Here is a 16,598-nt window from a genome sequence, read left to right on the forward strand (position 1 = left end):
GCTCAGAGGCGTTCGATGGCCAGCGCGATGCCCTGGCCGCCGCCGATGCACATGGTGATCAGCCCCTTGCTGCCGCCGGTGCGCATCAGTTCATACATCGCCTTCACGGTGATGATGGCGCCGGTCGCGCCGACCGGGTGGCCCAGGGCGATGGCGCCGCCGTTCGGGTTCACCCTGGCGGGGTCGAGGCCGAGGCCCTTGTTCACCGCCAGCGCCTGGGCGGCAAAGGCCTCGTTCGATTCGATCACGTCGAAATCGCCGGCCTTCAGGCCGGTGCGCTTCAGCAGCGCTTCGACGGCCGGGACCGGGCCGATGCCCATGACCTCGGGGCGCACGCCGGCCACGGCATGGCCGAGGATGCGGAACAGCGGCTTGGCGCCCGCCGCTTGCGCCGCTTCGGCCCGCGCCAGCACCAGCGCCCCCGCGCCGTCGTTGATGCCCGAGGCATTGCCGGCCGTTACCGTGCCGTCCTTCTGGAACACCGCCTTCAGCCCGGCCAGTTTCTCCAGGTCGGTCGCCTTCGGATGCTCGTCGGTGTCGAAGGCGACCACGCCCTTGCGGGTCTTGATCTCGATGGGGACGATCTGCTCCCTGAAGCGGCCCTCGGCGATAGCGGCGGCGGCGCGTTTCTGGCTTTCCAGCGCAAATTCGTCTTGCGCCTGGCGCGAGATGTCATGTTCGCGCGCGACGTTTTCCGCCGTCACCCCCATATGGCCGGTGCCCATCGGGCAGGTCAGCGCGCCGACCATCATGTCCAGCATCTGCACGTCGCCCATCTTGGCGCCGAAGCGCGCGGCGGGCACGGCATAGGGCGCGCGGCTCATCGATTCCGCGCCGCCCGCCACGGCGAAATCGGCGTCGCCCAGCATCAGCGCCTGCGTGGCCGAGACGATGGCCTGCGCCCCCGAGCCGCAGAGCCGGTTCACGTTCATCGCCGGCGTGCTGTCGGGCACCCCGGCTTCCAGCATCGCCACGCGCGACAGGTACATGTCGCGCGGCTCGGTGTTCAGCACATGGCCGAAGACCACGGTGCCGATGCGCTCGGGGCCGATGCCGGCGCGCTCGATCGCGGCGCGGGTCGCGGTCGCGGCCAGCTGGATCGGCGGCACGCCGGCCAGGCTGCCGCCGAAGGTGCCGATGGCGGTGCGCGCCCCGGACAGGATGACGATTTCATTGTCGGACATGATTCCCCCCGATTGCCGTTGGCATGATGTTACTGCTAGAGCCGCGATAGCACATCGAAAAGACCCGCCCCCTTGCGACCTTGCGGAAAGACGGCAGAATATGGCCATGACCCAGGATCCCCGCATCAGCCTGCGCCTGCATTTCGAATCCGGCCTGACCTTTGGCCGCGGCAAGGCCGACCTGCTGCAGGCCATCGACGACGAGGGCTCGATCTCGGCCGCCGGGCGGCGCATGGGGATGAGCTATCGCCGCGCCTGGTCGCTGGTCGAAGAGATGAATGCGCATTTTGCCGCACCCCTGGTCGACAGCAGCCGCGGCGGCGCCCATGGCGGCGGCGCCCAGCTGACCGAGCGCGGCCGGCAGGTGCTGGCCGACTACCGCGCGCTGGAGGTGCTGCTGCGTGACCAGGGCGCCGCAGAGCTGGGGCGGCTGCGTGCGGGGCAGCGATCTGCTTCGGCGTAAATAACGGTTGCCAGCACGGGCAATGGCTGGTTATGTCCATCCAGACACAACGAATGGACCCGCCCGATGCGCCTGTCTTTCCTTGCCGCCGCCGTGATCGCGCTTGCGCCTGCCGCCCAGGCCGACGAGATCACCATCTTCGCCGCCGCCAGCCTCAAGGACGCGCTGGACGAGATCGCCGCCACCTGGCAGGAAAGCCATGGCGATACGGTGGTGATCTCCTATGCCGGCAGCTCGCAGCTTGCCAAGCAGATCCAGGAGGGCGCGCCGGCGGATCTGTTCATCTCGGCCTCGAGTTCGTGGATGGATGCGGTGCAGGAGTCGGGCGACATCGACCCGGCGACGCGCCGCGACCTGCTGGGCAATACGCTGGTGCTGGTCGGCACCGGCAAGCCGGCCGAGGCGCCCGTGACCGAACTGCCCGGCCTGCTGGGCGACGGCAAGCTGGCCATGGCGATGGTCGATTCCGTCCCCGCCGGGCAATACGGCAAGGAGGCGCTGACCTCGCTGGGCCTGTGGGATCAGGTCGAGGGCCAGGTGGCCCAGGCCGACAACGTCCGCGCCGCGCTGAAGCTGGTCGCCACCGGCGAGGCGCCGCTGGGCATCGTCTATGGCAGCGATGCCGTGGCCGAGCCGGGCGTGGGCGTGGTCGCGACCTTCCCGGTCGACAGCCATGAAAAGATCACCTATCCCGCCGCGGTGACGACGGGGGCCGATACGCCGCAGGCGGCGGCCTTTCTTGACAGCCTGTCGCAGGAACCGGCAAGGTCGGTCTTTGAATCGCAAGGCTTTACCGTCACGCAATGATCCCGACCGATTGGCTTGGCCCCCAGGAGTGGCAGGCCGTGCGGCTGTCCCTGCGGGTCGCCGCCGTCGCCACGCTGGCCGGCCTGCCGCCGGCCGTCGCCGTCGCCTGGCTGCTGGCCCGGCGGCGCTTTCCGGGGCATGGGCTGCTGAGCGGCATCGTCCACCTGCCGCTGATCCTGCCGCCGGTCGTCACCGGCTACCTGTTGCTGGTCACGTTCGGCACGCAGGGGCCGGTGGGCAGCCTGCTGAAACCGCTGGGCATCGTCTTTGCCTTTCGCTGGACCGGCGCGGCGCTGGCCTGCGGCATCATGAGCTTTCCGCTGATGGTGCGCGCCATCCGCCTGGGATTCGAGGCGGTGGACCCCAAGCTTGAACAGGCGGCCGCCACGCTGGGCGCGCCGCGGGCCTGGATCTTCGTGACCGTGACGCTGCCCCTGATCCTGCCCGCGATCCTGGCCGGCGCCACGCTGGGCTTTGCCAAGGCGATGGGCGAGTTCGGCGCCACCATCACCTTCGTCTCGAACATTCCCGGCCAGACGCAGACGCTGCCCTCGGCCATCTATGCGCTGTTGCAGGTGCCCTCGGGCGATGCAGCGGCGCTGCGGCTGGTGCTGGTCTCGGTGGTGATCGCCATGGGGGCGGTGCTGGTGTCGGAATGGCTGGCCTGGCGCATGACCGCGCGCATGAATGGGCGCGCCGAGGGGCGGGCCTGATGCTGGAGGTCGCCTTTCGCCACGATTTTCCTGGGCTTGCGCTTGATGTCGCCTTCCAGGCACCGGGCGGGGTGACGGCGCTGTTCGGCCCCTCGGGCTGCGGCAAGAGCACGGCGATCAACGCCATCGCGGGACTGTTGCGCCCCGATCAGGGCCGCATCGCACTGGACGGGCGGGTGCTGTTCGACGGCAAGACCAACCTTTCGCCGCAGGCCCGGCGCATCGGCTGCGTGTTCCAGGACGCGCGGCTGTTCCCGCATATGACGGTGGCGGCGAACCTGCGCTACCCCTCGCGCTGGCGGCGCGGGGCGGCGCGGGACTTCGACCGCATCACCGGGATGCTGGCGCTGGAGCCCCTGCTGCATCGCCGCCCCGGCACGCTGTCGGGCGGCGAGCGCCAGCGCGTGGCCATCGGCCGCGCGCTGTTGTCGGACCCGGCGCTGCTGGTCATGGACGAGCCGCTGGCGGCGCTGGACGAGGCGCGCAAGGCCGAGATCATGCCCTGGCTGGAACGCCTGCGCGACGAGATCCGGCTGCCGATCCTCTATGTCAGCCATTCGGTGCCCGAGGTGCTGCGATTGGCGACGACGGTGGTGCTGATGCGGCAGGGGCGGGTGGTCCATTCCGGCCCGCTGGCCGCGATCCTGGCCGATCCCGAACTGGCCCCGCAGCTGGGCGCGCGCGAGGCGGGGGCGCTGATCCGCGCCACGGTCGAGGCGCGCGAACCCGACGGCATGGTCCGGGTCGCCACCGCCGGCGGGCCGATGCTGCTGCCCGGACTGGACCTGGCGCCGGGGCAGGCGCTGCGGCTGCGCATCCTGGCGCATGAGGTGATCCTGGCGCGCGAGGCGCCGCGGGGCCTGTCGGCGCTGAATCTGCTGCCGGTCACGGTGACCTGCGTCGAGGGCGGGCTGGTGCAGCTGGCGCTGGGGCAGGGCGCGCAGCATGAGCGGATGCTTGCGCAGGTCACGCCGCGCTCGGTCAAGGCGCTGGAATTGCAGCCGGGAACCGCCTGCCACGCCATCGTGAAATCGGTTTCGGTCCTGCCAAGCTAGGACGGTCGAGCCTTTGTCATTTGCGCCTCGCCCCGGATTGCGCTTATCCTGCCCGCAAAAAACATGAGGGCAGTATGAACAGGTTTCTCAAGCTCGCCATCGTCGGGCTGGTGGCCTCTTGCGGAGGGGGCGGGAACTACAAGGCGCCGCGCAATCTGGAAAGCGCCTGCGCCATCGCGGCCGAGCGGCCCGCCTACATGCGTGCGATGAAGGCGACCGAGCGGCGCTGGGGCGTGCCGGTGCATGTGCAGATGGCGACGATCCACCAGGAATCGAAATTCATCGGCAATGCCCGCACGCCGCATCAATATGCGCTGGGCATCATTCCGATCGGCCGGCAAAGCTCGGCCTATGGCTACAGCCAGGCGCTGGACAGCACCTGGGACGATTACCGCAAGCAGACCGGCAACCGCCGCGCCCGGCGCGACAATATCCGCGACGCCACCGATTTCATGGGCTGGTACATGAACGATTCGGCGCGGGTGCTGGGCATTTCCAAATGGGACGCCGCCTCGCAATACCTGGCCTATCACGAGGGCCGCTCGGGCTTTGCCAGGGGCTCGCACAATTCGAAGCCCTGGCTGATGGGCGTGGCCGGCAAGGTCCAGGCCCGGTCCGAGGCCTATCGCAGCCAGCTTGCCTCCTGCCGCTGACCCGGTTCGCCCGCCTATTGGCGGCGGGCGATCTCGTTCTGGATGGCGAAGGTCGAGGCGGGAAAGCTCATCCCAGTCTGCATGTCGCCCAGGATCACCGTGGTCCGCTTGCCGGTGTCGTCGGTCACCACCCATTGCCGCAGCTGGGTCGGATTGGCGGTAAAGACCATCTGGATATTGCCGTATTCGGGATGCTGCGGATCCTGCGCGGTGACGACGGTGGTGTTCTTCTTCTCGGCATAGCCGGTGACCATGCGCGCCCGGCTCAGGTCGATGTTGGGCGCCAGGATCAGCGACAGCGGCGTCTTGGACAGCGGGTATTGCTGCGGCGCGCCGCGCGTCTTGCCGTCGAACACGGCGACGTTGCCGGCCGAGGCCATGACCAGCGTGCGGTCGCCCTTGTATTCGAAGCGCACCCGCTGCGGGCGCTGGATATAGACCACCCCGGTCGAGATCGAGCCGTCGGCATTCACCTGGGTGAAATCCGCCTTGGCGGTCTTGAGGCTGTTGAGATAGCGCGAGATCTCGTTCAGCGGGATCTTCTCGGCCAGGGCGGGAAAGGCCAGGGCCAGGCACAGGACGGGCGCAAGGGCGAGCGACTTCAGTTTCATGAGCGGAATGATACCGATTCTCCAATGACTTGCACATCACGTTCGCTGGATGCGCGGCGCCTCAACGCTGACGAAGGCGTGAGCGTTCCCTAAAGCCGCCGCCCGGTCAGCAGGTGCGGCATCGGTTCGAGGCTCAGCCCCGCCGCCTGGCGCATGAAGCCGCGCCGCAGGGGCGGGATGGCATCGACCAGGCCCATGCCGATCTCGCGCGCGGTGCGCAGCAGCGGATTGGCATTGGAAAACAGCGCGTTCACCCCGTCCATGCCAAGCGCCAGCGCCGTCGCATCGGGCCGGCGCCAGTCCTGATAGCGCGCCAGCACCAGATCGGCGCCGATGTCCTCGCCGCGGCGGCGGGCGGCGACCAGCACCTCTGCCAGCACCGCCACGTCGCGCAGGCCCAGGTTCAGTCCCTGCCCGGCGATGGGATGCACGCCATGCGCCGCATCGCCGACCAGTGCCACCCGCGGGGCGATGTAGCGCTCGGCCAGGGTCAGGTTCAGCGGATAGGAAAAGCGCGGCCCGGCCAGCCGGATCTCGCCCAGGAAATCGCCGAAGCGCGGGCGCAGCACCGCCAGGAATTCGTCATCCGGCAGTTCCATGATCGCGCGGGCACTGGCCTCGGCCTCGGACCAGACGATCGAGCTGCGATTGCCCGGCAGCGGCAGGATCGCCAGCGGCCCGGTGGGCATGAAATACTGGTGCGCGGTGCCTTCGTGCGGCAGTTCGTGATCGACCGCCGCGACCAGTGCGATCTGGCCATAGTCATGGCCGATGCGCCGGATGCCGGCCCGCGCCGCCACGCCCGATTGCCGCCCGTCGGCGCCGACCAGCAGCCGGGCGCTGATGCTGCGGCCGTCCGACAGGGTGGCGCGGATCGCCGCGCCCTCGGCCTCTTGCCCGGTGACGGACAGGCCGGGCAGATGCGTGACCCGCCCCTGCATCGCGGCCAGAAGCGCGCGGTAAAGGAAGCGGTCCTCGAGCATGTAGCCCAGCCGGCCTTCCTCGAGCTCGGCGCCGTCGAAATGCAGCCCGAAGGGGCCGGCGCCTTCGCCCGGCGCGCCCTGCGTCGCCTCGACCTTGCGGATTTCCTGCGCGTTCGGCGCCAGCTCGGGCCACAGCCCCAGCGCGGCCAGCAGCCGCTGCGAGGCCAGCGCCAGCGCATAGGCGCGGCCGTCGAAGGCGTCGCCGGCGCGAGCATCGGCGGGGCGGGCGTCGGCCACCGCCACCGACAGGCCGGCATCGGCCAGGGCCAGGGCAAGGGCCGGGCCGTTCAGCCCGCCGCCCGCGATCAGGATGTCGAAATCGGTCCTCATGGGACGCAATATGACCGTCGGCCGGGCAATGTCCATGCGTCATGGCGGCCGCCAAGCGCATTGCGGGCCAGCCCGCGCCGGGATAGCCTGTGCATTATTTGGTATCTGGATTTGATCGGTCGGGGGAAGGGCATGGATTGGCTCAGGGCATCTGCGGCGGAACAGGGAAGGGCGATCCTGGCCGGGCTCATCAGCCCGGTCGAGCAGGCCGAGGCCTATCTGGACGCCGCGGCCCGCCATCCCTATGGCGACCGCATCTATGCCCGGCTGACCCCCGAGCGCGCGCGGGCCGAGGCCATCGCCGCCCATGACCGCGCCCGCGCCGGGCTGCGCCGCGGGCTGCTGGACGGGGTGGCGATCAGCTGGAAGGACAATATCGACAGCGCCGGCATCGCGACCGAGGCCGGCTCGCGCCTGCTGGAGGGCCGCGTGCCCCGGCAGGATGCCGCGATCCTGGCCGGGGCGACGCTGGACGGGCTGGTCTGCCTGGGCAAGACGCATATGACCGAGCTGGCCTTTTCCGGCCTGGGCGTGAACCCGCGCACGGCGACGCCGCCCAACAGCATCGACCAGGAACTGGCGCCGGGCGGCTCCAGCTCGGGCGCGGCGGTTTCGGTGGCGCTGGGGCTGGCGGCGGCGGCGGTGGGTTCGGACACCGGCGGCTCGATCCGGGTGCCGGCGGCCTGGAATGGGCTGGTGGGCTTCAAGCCGACCACGGGGGCGGTCAGCGGCGCCGGCATCGTGCCGCTGTGCCGCCGCTTCGACGTGGCCGGTCCCATCGCCCGCACGGTCGAGGATTGCGCCGAGCTTTTCGCCGTGCTGCGTGGCGAGCCCGCCCCCGACCTGGCCGATGCCAGCCCGCGCGGGCTGCGGCTGATGGTGCTGGACGGCGTGCCCTTCGACGAGGCGCGGCATGAGCCGGTCGCCGGCTTCGAGGATGCGGTGAACCGCCTGGCCCGCGCCGGCGCCCGCATCACCCATGCCGCGCCGCCTTGCGTGGCCGAGGCGATGGTGCTGGCGCCGCTGCTGTTCGCGCCCGAGGCCTATGGCATCTGGCGCGAGCAGATCGAGGCCGCGCCCGAGCTGATGCACCCGCCGATCCTGGAGCGCTTTCGCGGCGGCCAGTTCGTGCTGGCGGCCGATTACGTCGCCGCCTGGGAGGAGTTGGGCCGGCTGCGCGCCGATTGGGCGCGGCTGGTCGCCGGTTTCGACGCGGTGATCCTGCCCACGGCGCCGATCCTGCCGCCGCCGGTGGACCGGCTGCTGGCCGAGGAAGAGTTCTTTGCCCGCGAAAACCTGCTGACGCTGCGCAATACCCGCATCGCCAACCTGCTGGACCTGCCGGCGGTCAGCCTGCCGACCGGCCATCCGGCCTGCGGCATCACGCTGATGGGCCGCGCCGGCCAGGACCGCGCGCTGCTGGTGGCGGCCGCCGCGGCCGAGGCGGCGCTGCGCTGAGGCGTGGATTTTCCGGGAAAATCCGGCACGGACGGGCGCAATCTGGCGGTGAAACTCTGGACGCATGGGGGGATTGCCGGTAGTCTTGCGGCAAAACGGGGCGCAACGACCCCGACTGAGAGGCAGTCATGGCAATTCCCGAGCGGTTCTCGAACCTGCCGGATTACGCGTTTCCGCGCCTGCGGACGCTGCTTGCGGGCATCGACCCCGGCGGCGATCCCCTGATCCTGACCATTGGCGAGCCGCGCCATGCGCTGCCGGATTTCGTGGGTCCGGTCATGGCCGAAAGCATCGCCGATTTCGGCAAATACCCCTCGAACGAGGGCACGGCCGAGTTGCTGGCCGCGATCTCGGGCTGGCTTGCCCGCCGGCACGGGCTGGATGTCGCGCCCGAGCGGATCATGGCGTTGAACGGCACGCGCGAGGGGCTGTTCAATGCCGCCCTGGCGCTGGCGCCGGAACGCAAGAACGGCCAGCGGCCGGCGATCCTGGTGCCGAACCCGTTCTACCAGGTCTATGCCGTGGCCGCCGCCGCCGTGGGCGCCGAGCCGGTCTTCGTCCCCGCCACGGCAGAAACCGGCCACCTGCCGCGCTTTGCCGGCCTGCCGGCCGCGGTGCTGGACCGCGCCACCGTGGCCTATCTGTGCTCGCCCGCCAATCCGCAGGGCAGCATCGCCTCCGAGGATTATCTCGAGGAACTGATCGCCCTGGCCGACCGGCACGATTTCCTGGTTTTCGCCGACGAGTGCTATTCCGAGATCTGGCGCGACGCGCCGCCGCCCGGCGCGCTGGCGGTGGCCACGCGCATGGGGCTGGCCGACCGGGTGGTGATGTTCAACTCGCTGTCGAAACGCTCGAACCTGCCGGGGCTGCGCTCGGGCTTTGCCGCCGGCGGACCCCAGCAGATCGCGCAGATGCGGCGGCTGCGCAGCTATGCCGGCGCGCCGCTGCCCCTGCCGGTGCAGCGCGTCAGCGCCATGGCCTGGGGCGAGGAGGGCCATGTCGAGGCCAGCCGCGCACTTTACCAGCAGAAATACCGCATCGCCGACCGGGTGCTGGGCAATGTGCCGGGCTATCAGCCGGTGCAGGGCGGCTTTTTCCTGTGGCTGCCGGTGCCCGAAAGCGTCGGCGACGGCGAGGATGCGGCGAAAAAGCTGTGGGCCGAGGCGGGCATCCAGGTGCTGCCCGGCGCCTATCTGGCCCGCGACACCGAGGCCGGCAATCCGGGCCGGAATTTCATCCGCGTGGCGCTGGTCGCGCCGGCGGAGCAGACCGAGGCGGCGCTGAACCGCCTGAAGAATTGTTTGTATCAAGGGGGTTGACGCATGGCGAGCTGGCAGGCGAAACACCGCGATCCGCTGTTTGACCAAAGCACGCAGGCGGCGCTGGAGCGGCGCGGCAAGGAACTGCTGGGCGCGGGGCTGGTCATCCTGGGCGTGCTGATCGCGATGATGCTGGTCAGCTATTCCCCCGACGATCCCAGCTTCATGTCGGCGACCGACCAGCCGGCGCAGAACTACCTGGGCCGCTTCGGCGCCTATGTCGCCTCGGCGCTGTTCATGATCACCGGCTACGGCACCTGGATCCTGGTGGTCGGCGCCGTGGTCTGGGGCCTGCGGCTGATGCTGCACCGGGGCGAGGAACGGCTGATGCGCGGCATCTTCCTGCCCATCGCCATGGTGCTGGTCTCGATCTATGCCACCTCGATGGCGCCGCCGCCGGACTGGACGCAAAGCTTCGGCCTGGGCGGGCATCTGGGCGACATGCTGATGGGCGGCATGCTGTCGGCCATGCCGATGAAGGCTTCGGTCGCGATCAAGCTGCTGGCGCTGCTGACCGCCGTCGGCACCGTCGCCTTCCTGGCCTTCGTGCTGGGCTTCGACCGCAAGGAGCTGACGACCATCGGCACCTTCCTGCGCGAGGGGCTGGCCACCGCCCGCGTCCTGGCGCTGCAGGCGATGGATCGCGGGGCGCGGCTGTCCTCGGGCGCGGCGCGCGGGCTCAAGACCCGCGCCGATGCCCGGCGCGAGCGCGCGGGCCACGCCGGTTCCGCCGCCCTGCCGCAAGCGCCCCGCGGCGGCCTGCCGGGCCTGCGTCCCGCGCCGGCGCCCCTGGCCGATGATCGCGACTTCGCGCCCGAGCCCGAGCTGATCGACCCCGAGACGCATTATGCCGAGGATGACGAGCCGCCCTCGAACGCCGCGGTCAGCGCCCGCATCACCGATGCGATCCGCAGCCGTTCCGAAGGCGCCCGTTCGGAAGGCGGCCGTTCGGAAGGCAAGGGGCTGCTGTCGGCGGTGACGGCGCGGCTGACCGGCGCCCGCGCCGCGCCCGCCCGGCACGAGCCGCCGCTGCGCGCCGGCGAGGACGAGGACGACGAGGATTTCGCCGAACCCGTCACCGCCGCGCCCTTCGGCGCCGAGACGCCGCGCGTGGTGGTGCCGCCCAAGAAGCCCGCCCCCTCGCGCCAGGCGCAATCCGAGGCGCAGCCGGCGCTGCGCTTCGACGATGCCGCCAGCCATTACGAGCATCCGCCGCTGTCGCTTCTGACCGCGCCGACCACCGTCGAGCGCCACCAGCTGTCGCAAGAGGCGCTGATGGAGAACGCCCGCATGCTGGAGGCGGTGCTGGACGATTACGGCGTCAAGGGCCAGATCACCGAGGTCCGCCCCGGCCCCGTGGTCACGCTTTACGAGCTGGAGCCCGCGCCGGGGCTGAAGGCCAGCCGGGTGATCGGGCTGGCCGACGACATCGCGCGGTCGATGTCGGCGCTGTCGGCGCGGGTCTCGACCGTGCCCGGCCGCTCGGTCATCGGCATCGAGCTGCCCAATGCCCGGCGCGAAAAGGTGGTGCTGCGCGAGATCCTGGCCTCCAAGGCCTATGGCGACGGCACCCAGCCGCTGCCCTTGGCGCTGGGCAAGGACATCGGCGGCGGGCCGGTGGTGGCCAACCTGGCCAAGATGCCGCACCTGCTGATCGCCGGGACCACCGGCTCGGGCAAGTCGGTGGCGATCAACACCATGATCCTGTCGCTGCTCTACAAGCTCACGCCCGAGGAATGCCGGCTCATCATGATCGACCCCAAGATGCTGGAGCTGTCGGTCTATGACGGCATCCCGCACCTGCTGTCCCCGGTCGTCACCGACCCCAAGAAGGCGGTCGTGGCGCTGAAATGGGTCGTGGGCGAGATGGAGGAACGCTATCGCCGCATGTCCAAGATGGGCGTGCGCAACATCGAGGGCTATAACGGCCGCGTCCGCGAGGCGCTGGACAAGGGCGAGATGTTCAAGCGCACCGTCCAGACCGGCTTCGACGAGGATACCGGCGAGCCGGTCTTCGAGACCGAGGAATTCCAGCCCGAGACCTTCCCCTATATCGTCGTCATCGTCGACGAGATGGCCGACCTGATGATGGTGGCCGGGAAAGAGATCGAGGCCTGCATCCAGCGCCTGGCGCAGATGGCGCGGGCATCCGGCATCCACCTGATCATGGCGACGCAGCGCCCCTCGGTCGATGTCATCACCGGCACGATCAAGGCGAACTTCCCGACCCGGATCAGCTTCCAGGTCACGTCCAAGATCGACAGCCGCACCATCCTGGGCGAGCAGGGCGCCGAGCAATTGCTGGGCCAGGGCGACATGCTCTACATGGCCGGCGGCTCGCGCATCACCCGCGTCCACGGGCCCTTCGTTTCCGACGAGGAGGTCGAGGAGGTGGTGAACCACCTGAAATCCTTTGGCCCGCCCAGCTACATGTCCGGCGTGGTCGAGGGCCCGGACGAGGAGCGCGCCGACAGCATCGACCAGGTGCTGGGCCTGTCCTCGGGCGAGGGCGGCGATGCCGAGCTTTACGACATGGCCGTCGCCATCGTGGCCAAGGACCGCAAATGCTCGACCTCCTACATCCAGCGCAAGCTGGCCATCGGCTACAACAAGGCCGCGCGGCTGGTCGAGCAGATGGAGGAACAGGGCGTCGTCACCCCGGCGAACCATGTCGGCAAGCGCGAGGTTCTGGTGCCCGAGGTATAGCCGGGCCGCGCATCGGGATCGGGGCCGGGCCGTCGCGCCCGGCCTTTTTCATGCGCCGGCCTAGCCCGCCAGCCGGCCCAGGTGCAGCGCCAGCGCGTCGCGTGCGGCGGGGCGGATGACCGAGCCGTGGTTTTCATCGGGATGCGGGCGGTGGACCAGGTCGAGCCCCGGAAGGCCCGACAGCGGGGCCAGGATCGGCGGCACCCCGGTCCCGGAATTGGCGACCAGCAGCGGCACTGCCGGGTCCAGCCGCCCGCCCGCCGCCAGGATGCCGCCGCGAAAGGCGCGGGCCTCGCGCAGCGGCTCGCCGGCGTTCCACCAGGTCGAGGGGTCGGCGGCGGCATAGCGGGCGAACAGGCGCGGCCGGGTGAACAGCGCGTTCAGCACGAAGAGCCCGCCCAGCGAATGGCCGAACAGCGTCAGGTTGCCCGTATCCAGAGGCAGGCGCCGGCCGAGTTCGGGCAGAAGCTGCGCCGCGATCATCTCCAGCAGGGCGTCCTGCCCGCCGGTCGGGCGGTCGCCGGGACCGCGCTGCCCCTGCCTCGCCGGGACCGCCTGCTTGCCGGGCGAGGTCAGGTCGAACCAGCGGCGGGTGGGGTCGAAGCGGGTCTCGACCGGATAGCCGATGCCGACCAGCGCCACCGGCGCTTCGGGCGCCAGTTCCTCGCGCAGATGCCACAGGATCGGGAAGGTCGCATTGCCGTCCAGCGCCAGGATGGCGGAATAGCCGCCCGGCGGCGCCGCGACCGAGGGCAGGCCCAGGAAGATGCGCCAGGGCGACTCTGCCGGGCCAAGGTCGAAATGGCTGGCGCGCGGATCGGCGATCTTCTCGGCCGGTTCCAGGCCGCGCTGCCGGCGTTCCTGCGCCCGCGCCATGCTGCCGGCCATTGCGACCAGCGATGCCGCAAGGACGCTGCGCCGGGAAAGGGGGATCTGCATCGTCGCCTCCGGTCGTCGGGGGGCTGGCGGGAAGCGGCTTGCCCTTGCCCGCACGGCCTAGCCGCCGCAGGCCGGACGCGCAAGCCCGGCGGCGCAGGCCCTGGATCAGCCCTCGTGCCCCATGATCGGCCGGGCCTGGGCCGCGCGGTCGGCGCCCGAGCCTTCGTCCACCGTCACCACCACCGACAGGCCCGGCTCCAGGTATTCCGCCATCTCTTGCCCAGGGTCGATCGCGATGCGCACCGGCAGGCGCTGCGCGACCTTGGTGAAGTTGCCGGTGGCGTTCGAGGCGGACAGCAGGCTGAACTCGGAGGCGGTGGCGGGCGAGAACGCCTCGACCCGGCCGGTGAAGGCGCGGTGGCGCATGGCGTCCACGGTGAACGTGGCGCGGTCGCCGATGCGGATGCCGTGCAGCTCGGTCTCGCGGAAATTGGCGATGACCCAGACCTCGGGGCCGACATGGCTGACCAGCGCCGTGCCCGCCGTGACATATTGGCCCAGCCGCACCCCGACCTGGCCCAGCCGCCCGTCCGAGGGCGCGCGGATCACCGTATTGTCCAGGTCGATCCGCGCCAGCTCCACCGCCGCGCGGGCCGAGGCGATCTCGGCGCGCTTGGCGGCCAGCCCGACCTCGGCGCCGGCGACGTTCTCGCGCGCCACCGCGATGGCGCTTTCGGCCTGGGTGACGGCGGCCTCGGCCTGGCGCAGCGACAGTTCGGACTGGTCGGCCGAGCTTTGCGCCGTCACGCCGCGCGATTGCAGGGCCTGCGCGCGGTCCCAGGTCGAGGCCGCCGTGTCCCGCGCCGCCTGCGCCGCGGAAAGCGCCGCCTGGGCCGATTGCAGGCTGGCCTGGGCGGAATGGACGCTTTGTTCCTGGATCTTCAGCGCCGCCTCGGCGCCTTCCAGCATGGCCTGGGCCTGGGCCAGCCTTTGGCGGTATTGCCGGTCGTCGATGCGGGCGATGACCTGGCCGCGGGCCACGGGCTGGAAGTCCTGCACCTCGACCGCCGCGACATAGCCCGACAGCTGCGGCGCGACGGTGGTCAGCTGGCCGCGGATATAGGCGTTCTCGGTCTGCGGATGCGCCGGGCGAAACGGCGGCAGGTGCCAAGCGTAAAGCACGATCAGCAGGCCGGCCAGGCCGGCGGCAAGCGCGATCAGGGTCGGGATCAGGTGGTTTCTGGTCATGTCTCGGGCTCGGGCTCGGGATGGGGCTGGGCATCGGCGGCAGGCGGCTTGCCCCGCGCCACCAGCCAGTCGCGGAACAGGTGCAGCAGCAGCGCGCAAAGCGCCGCCGCCGCCAGCAGGAAGGTCAGGAAATAGGCGTCGTTATAGGCCATGACATAGGCCTGGGCGCTGGCGTCCTGCGCGATCTGCGCCACCGCCTGCGCCTGGCGCTGCGCGGCATCGGCGATCTGCGGCGCCAGGGCCATGCTGCGCTGCGCGATCTCGGCCGCGGTCTGCGGGTCGGTGGCGGTCAGCTCCTCGCGCAGCACTTGCAGGTGCAGGGCCTGGCGGTGGTTGATCAGGGTCGAGAACAGGCCCGAGCCCATGGCGCCGCCCAGCGATTGCGTGGACAGAAAGACGATGACGAAGGACAGGATGTAGTTCGGCCCGCGCGCCAGGGCCGAAAGCAGCCCGCGCATCATCGCCGGCGCCAGGAAGAACGAGCCGGCAAAGGCGATCATCGCCTGGCTCAGCATCATCTGCGCCGGCCGGGTGTCCATGGTGGCATGGCTGTCCATGAAGGCGCCGGCGGCGATCAGCACCAGCGCGATGATGTGGAACAGCGGCACCCGCTCGGGCTTCATGAAGGGGATCAGCGCCAGCCCGCCCAGCACCGAGGCCACCGAGATCATCGCGAACAGCGGCACCAGCTGGTCCTGCGTCACGCCCAGCACCTGGAACATGCGCGGCGCGCCCGCGCTTTGCTCGGACAGCACCAGCCGAAAGATCAGCAGCGTCGCCGTCAGGTGCAGCATGGCGGGGCTGGCCAGCCAGCGGATGTCCAGCAGCGGCGCCTTGCGGTGCAGCTCGATCTCCACGGCCAGGGTCAGCGCCACGATGGACAGCGCCAGCACCCAGCCCAGCCAGGCCACGTCGGTCCACCAATGGATCGAGCCCATGATGAAGCCGACCGTCAGCCCGCCGAAGCCGGTGGCGATCAGCAGCCAGCTGACCAGGTCCATGGCGGCGATCACCTTGACGCGCGGCGCCGAGGTCAGCGGCAGGGCATAGACCAGCCCCAGCGACACCGCCGCCAGCCCCAGGGCCATGTAATGCAGCCCGTCCCAGCCGTGGTCCCCCATCAGCGCGGGCGATATCACCCGCGCCAGCATCGGCCCGGTCGCGACCATGGCCAGCACCATGGGCAGGCCCAGCCGCATCTTCCACTGGGGCGGCAGCGGCTCCAGCATATACATGAAGGCCAAGGTGGACAGCGGCGCCGAGGCCATGCCGGCCACGAATTGCACCGCCACCGCCGAGCGCAGGTCCGAGATGGCAAGGGCCGCCAGCGAAACCGCCAGATAGACCAGGATCGCCACCTCGGCAAAGCGGCGCAGGCCGAACTGGGTGCGGATCTTGATCAGCAACAGCGGCATCGAGGCCCGCGGGATCATGAAGGCCGCCATCAGCCAGGTCGCCTGGGTGGTGGTCGCGCCCAGGTCTCCGGCGATCTGCGGGATGTTGGTGCTGACGAAGCCCTGCGCCAGGCCCTGGGTCAGGCCGATGACGACCGAGGCGCCGATATAGCCCAGCGTGGCCGGCCAGGACATCGGCACGAAGGGGGGCGGCGCGCCCGCCGCGGCCGGGGCTGCAGGCGCAGGCGCCGCGGGGGCGGCCTGGGATCGGCTCATGCCTGCCGCAGCCTTTCGGCATTCCGCGCCATTTGTGCCAGCGTCCGGCGCGTCACCGCCAGATCCTCGGGCGCGATGCCCTGGGCCAGCGTGGCATCGACCTCGGCGCGAAAGCCCAGCACCGGCTCGATCCGCGCCGCCTCGGTCAGGTAGACGGCGTATTTGCGGCCGTCCTCGGGGATCGGGCGGCGCTCGGCCAGGCCCTGGTCCTCCAGCGCGTCCAGCAGGCGCTTCAGCGTGGGCGTCTCGATGCCCAGCATCGCGGCCAGCTGGGCCTGGCTTGCGCCCTCGTTGCGGCCGATGGTGGTCAGCAGCCGGGCGCGGGCAAAGGTCAGCCCGTATTGCTCGACGCGCTGTTCAAAGGCGGCGCGCAGGGTCCGGGTCAGTTCGATGAGCGATTCCACAAGCGTGAAGGGACGGTCTGGCATGGGTTTTCCCGCTGCTCCGCAAATTTCATTAGCAAGCTAATGAATCCGCCCCGGTTATGCAAGGGGCGGCCCCGCTGCCGCCCCGCGC

At 70.4% G+C, this 16,598-nt stretch carries 15 protein-coding genes; 8 read left to right on the forward strand and 7 right to left on the reverse strand.

What is annotated here, in order from left to right; all coding sequences use genetic code 11:
• Positions 1–2: 2 nt before the first annotated feature.
• The gene (locus E3U26_RS08935) at positions 3–1,184 is read right to left on the reverse strand and encodes an acetyl-CoA C-acyltransferase family protein (protein ID WP_243784698.1); all 1,182 of its coding nucleotides are present in this window, start codon (positions 1,182–1,184) and stop codon (positions 3–5) included.
• A 106-nt stretch (positions 1,185–1,290) separates the two neighbouring features.
• On the opposite strand from E3U26_RS08935, the gene E3U26_RS08940 reads away from it, so the two are divergent.
• The 5 genes from E3U26_RS08940 to E3U26_RS08960 all read left to right on the forward strand — a co-directional run bounded on the left by E3U26_RS08940 (position 1,291) and on the right by E3U26_RS08960 (position 4,875).
• A complete protein-coding gene (locus E3U26_RS08940; RefSeq protein ID WP_036751642.1) occupies positions 1,291–1,647 on the forward strand; it encodes a winged helix-turn-helix domain-containing protein in 357 nt (118 codons plus the stop codon).
• 66 nt (positions 1,648–1,713) lie between these two features.
• Complete coding sequence (gene modA / locus E3U26_RS08945; RefSeq protein WP_243784699.1) at positions 1,714–2,454, forward strand: molybdate ABC transporter substrate-binding protein; 741 nt, start codon at positions 1,714–1,716, stop codon at positions 2,452–2,454.
• Complete coding sequence (modB, locus tag E3U26_RS08950; RefSeq protein ID WP_036751541.1) at positions 2,451–3,167, forward strand: molybdate ABC transporter permease subunit; 717 nt, start codon at positions 2,451–2,453, stop codon at positions 3,165–3,167. The genes modA and modB overlap by 4 nt, the downstream gene beginning before the upstream one ends.
• Entirely contained in the window at positions 3,167–4,222 is a 1,056-nt protein-coding gene (gene modC / locus E3U26_RS08955) for a molybdenum ABC transporter ATP-binding protein (RefSeq protein ID WP_116223295.1), read from the forward strand. Before modB ends, modC begins: the two co-directional genes overlap by 1 nt.
• 74 nt (positions 4,223–4,296) lie before the next feature.
• A complete protein-coding gene (locus tag E3U26_RS08960) occupies positions 4,297–4,875 on the forward strand; it encodes a transglycosylase SLT domain-containing protein (protein WP_036751539.1) in 579 nt (192 codons plus the stop codon).
• A gap of 14 nt (positions 4,876–4,889) precedes the next feature.
• Here E3U26_RS08960 and E3U26_RS08965 read toward each other — a convergent pair whose 3' ends face one another.
• Together E3U26_RS08965 and E3U26_RS08970 are read right to left on the reverse strand one after the other, a co-directional pair.
• Entirely contained in the window at positions 4,890–5,486 is a 597-nt protein-coding gene (locus E3U26_RS08965) for a LolA family protein (RefSeq protein ID WP_036751537.1), read from the reverse strand.
• 89 nt (positions 5,487–5,575) lie between these two features.
• Positions 5,576–6,799, reverse strand: a complete 1,224-nt coding sequence (locus tag E3U26_RS08970) for a UbiH/UbiF/VisC/COQ6 family ubiquinone biosynthesis hydroxylase (protein ID WP_243784701.1) — start codon at positions 6,797–6,799, stop codon at positions 5,576–5,578.
• Positions 6,800–6,931: 132 nt separating this feature from the next.
• Here E3U26_RS08970 and E3U26_RS08975 point away from each other — a divergent pair, with 132 nt between their 5' ends.
• The 3 genes from E3U26_RS08975 to E3U26_RS08985 all read left to right on the forward strand — a co-directional run bounded on the left by E3U26_RS08975 (position 6,932) and on the right by E3U26_RS08985 (position 12,285).
• Positions 6,932–8,257, forward strand: a complete 1,326-nt coding sequence (locus E3U26_RS08975; RefSeq protein ID WP_036751532.1) for an amidase — start codon at positions 6,932–6,934, stop codon at positions 8,255–8,257.
• A gap of 128 nt (positions 8,258–8,385) precedes the next feature.
• Positions 8,386–9,579, forward strand: a complete 1,194-nt coding sequence (locus E3U26_RS08980) for an aminotransferase class I/II-fold pyridoxal phosphate-dependent enzyme (RefSeq protein WP_243784703.1) — start codon at positions 8,386–8,388, stop codon at positions 9,577–9,579.
• A 3-nt stretch (positions 9,580–9,582) separates the two neighbouring features.
• Positions 9,583–12,285: a DNA translocase FtsK gene (locus E3U26_RS08985; RefSeq protein WP_243784704.1), complete on the forward strand. Its 2,703-nt coding sequence runs from the start codon at positions 9,583–9,585 to the stop codon at positions 12,283–12,285.
• Positions 12,286–12,345: 60 nt separating this feature from the next.
• Here E3U26_RS08985 and E3U26_RS08990 read toward each other — a convergent pair whose 3' ends face one another.
• From E3U26_RS08990 to E3U26_RS09005, 4 genes are all read right to left on the reverse strand, one after another.
• Positions 12,346–13,224: an alpha/beta hydrolase gene (locus tag E3U26_RS08990; RefSeq protein ID WP_243784705.1), complete on the reverse strand. Its 879-nt coding sequence runs from the start codon at positions 13,222–13,224 to the stop codon at positions 12,346–12,348.
• 105 nt (positions 13,225–13,329) lie between these two features.
• Entirely contained in the window at positions 13,330–14,412 is a 1,083-nt protein-coding gene (locus tag E3U26_RS08995; protein WP_036751524.1) for an HlyD family secretion protein, read from the reverse strand.
• The gene (locus E3U26_RS09000) at positions 14,409–16,082 is read right to left on the reverse strand and encodes an efflux MFS transporter permease (protein WP_243784706.1); all 1,674 of its coding nucleotides are present in this window, start codon (positions 16,080–16,082) and stop codon (positions 14,409–14,411) included. The genes E3U26_RS08995 and E3U26_RS09000 overlap by 4 nt, the downstream gene beginning before the upstream one ends.
• Complete coding sequence (locus E3U26_RS09005; RefSeq protein WP_036751520.1) at positions 16,079–16,510, reverse strand: MarR family winged helix-turn-helix transcriptional regulator; 432 nt, start codon at positions 16,508–16,510, stop codon at positions 16,079–16,081. The genes E3U26_RS09000 and E3U26_RS09005 overlap by 4 nt, the downstream gene beginning before the upstream one ends.
• Positions 16,511–16,598: the final 88 nt, after the last annotated feature.

Origin of the sequence: Paracoccus ferrooxidans (assembly GCF_029909815.1) — a bacterium.
Classification (GTDB): domain Bacteria; phylum Pseudomonadota; class Alphaproteobacteria; order Rhodobacterales; family Rhodobacteraceae; genus Paracoccus; species Paracoccus versutus.

Bases quoted from the DNA above. Each gene is read 5' to 3' on its own strand.
- E3U26_RS08935 (WP_243784698.1), bottom strand. From the start codon at position 1,184: ATGTCCGACAATGAAATCGTCATCCTGTCCGGGGCGCGCACCGCCATC.
- E3U26_RS08940 (WP_036751642.1), top strand. From the start codon at position 1,291: ATGACCCAGGATCCCCGCATCAGCCTGCGCCTGCATTTCGAATCCGGC.
- modA (WP_243784699.1), top strand. From the start codon at position 1,714: ATGCGCCTGTCTTTCCTTGCCGCCGCCGTGATCGCGCTTGCGCCTGCC.
- modB (WP_036751541.1), top strand. From the start codon at position 2,451: ATGATCCCGACCGATTGGCTTGGCCCCCAGGAGTGGCAGGCCGTGCGG.
- modC (WP_116223295.1), top strand. From the start codon at position 3,167: ATGCTGGAGGTCGCCTTTCGCCACGATTTTCCTGGGCTTGCGCTTGAT.
- E3U26_RS08960 (WP_036751539.1), top strand. From the start codon at position 4,297: ATGAACAGGTTTCTCAAGCTCGCCATCGTCGGGCTGGTGGCCTCTTGC.
- E3U26_RS08965 (WP_036751537.1), bottom strand. From the start codon at position 5,486: ATGAAACTGAAGTCGCTCGCCCTTGCGCCCGTCCTGTGCCTGGCCCTG.
- E3U26_RS08970 (WP_243784701.1), bottom strand. From the start codon at position 6,799: ATGAGGACCGATTTCGACATCCTGATCGCGGGCGGCGGGCTGAACGGC.
- E3U26_RS08975 (WP_036751532.1), top strand. From the start codon at position 6,932: ATGGATTGGCTCAGGGCATCTGCGGCGGAACAGGGAAGGGCGATCCTG.
- E3U26_RS08980 (WP_243784703.1), top strand. From the start codon at position 8,386: ATGGCAATTCCCGAGCGGTTCTCGAACCTGCCGGATTACGCGTTTCCG.
- E3U26_RS08985 (WP_243784704.1), top strand. From the start codon at position 9,583: ATGGCGAGCTGGCAGGCGAAACACCGCGATCCGCTGTTTGACCAAAGC.
- E3U26_RS08990 (WP_243784705.1), bottom strand. From the start codon at position 13,224: ATGCAGATCCCCCTTTCCCGGCGCAGCGTCCTTGCGGCATCGCTGGTC.
- E3U26_RS08995 (WP_036751524.1), bottom strand. From the start codon at position 14,412: ATGACCAGAAACCACCTGATCCCGACCCTGATCGCGCTTGCCGCCGGC.
- E3U26_RS09000 (WP_243784706.1), bottom strand. From the start codon at position 16,082: ATGAGCCGATCCCAGGCCGCCCCCGCGGCGCCTGCGCCTGCAGCCCCG.
- E3U26_RS09005 (WP_036751520.1), bottom strand. From the start codon at position 16,510: ATGCCAGACCGTCCCTTCACGCTTGTGGAATCGCTCATCGAACTGACC.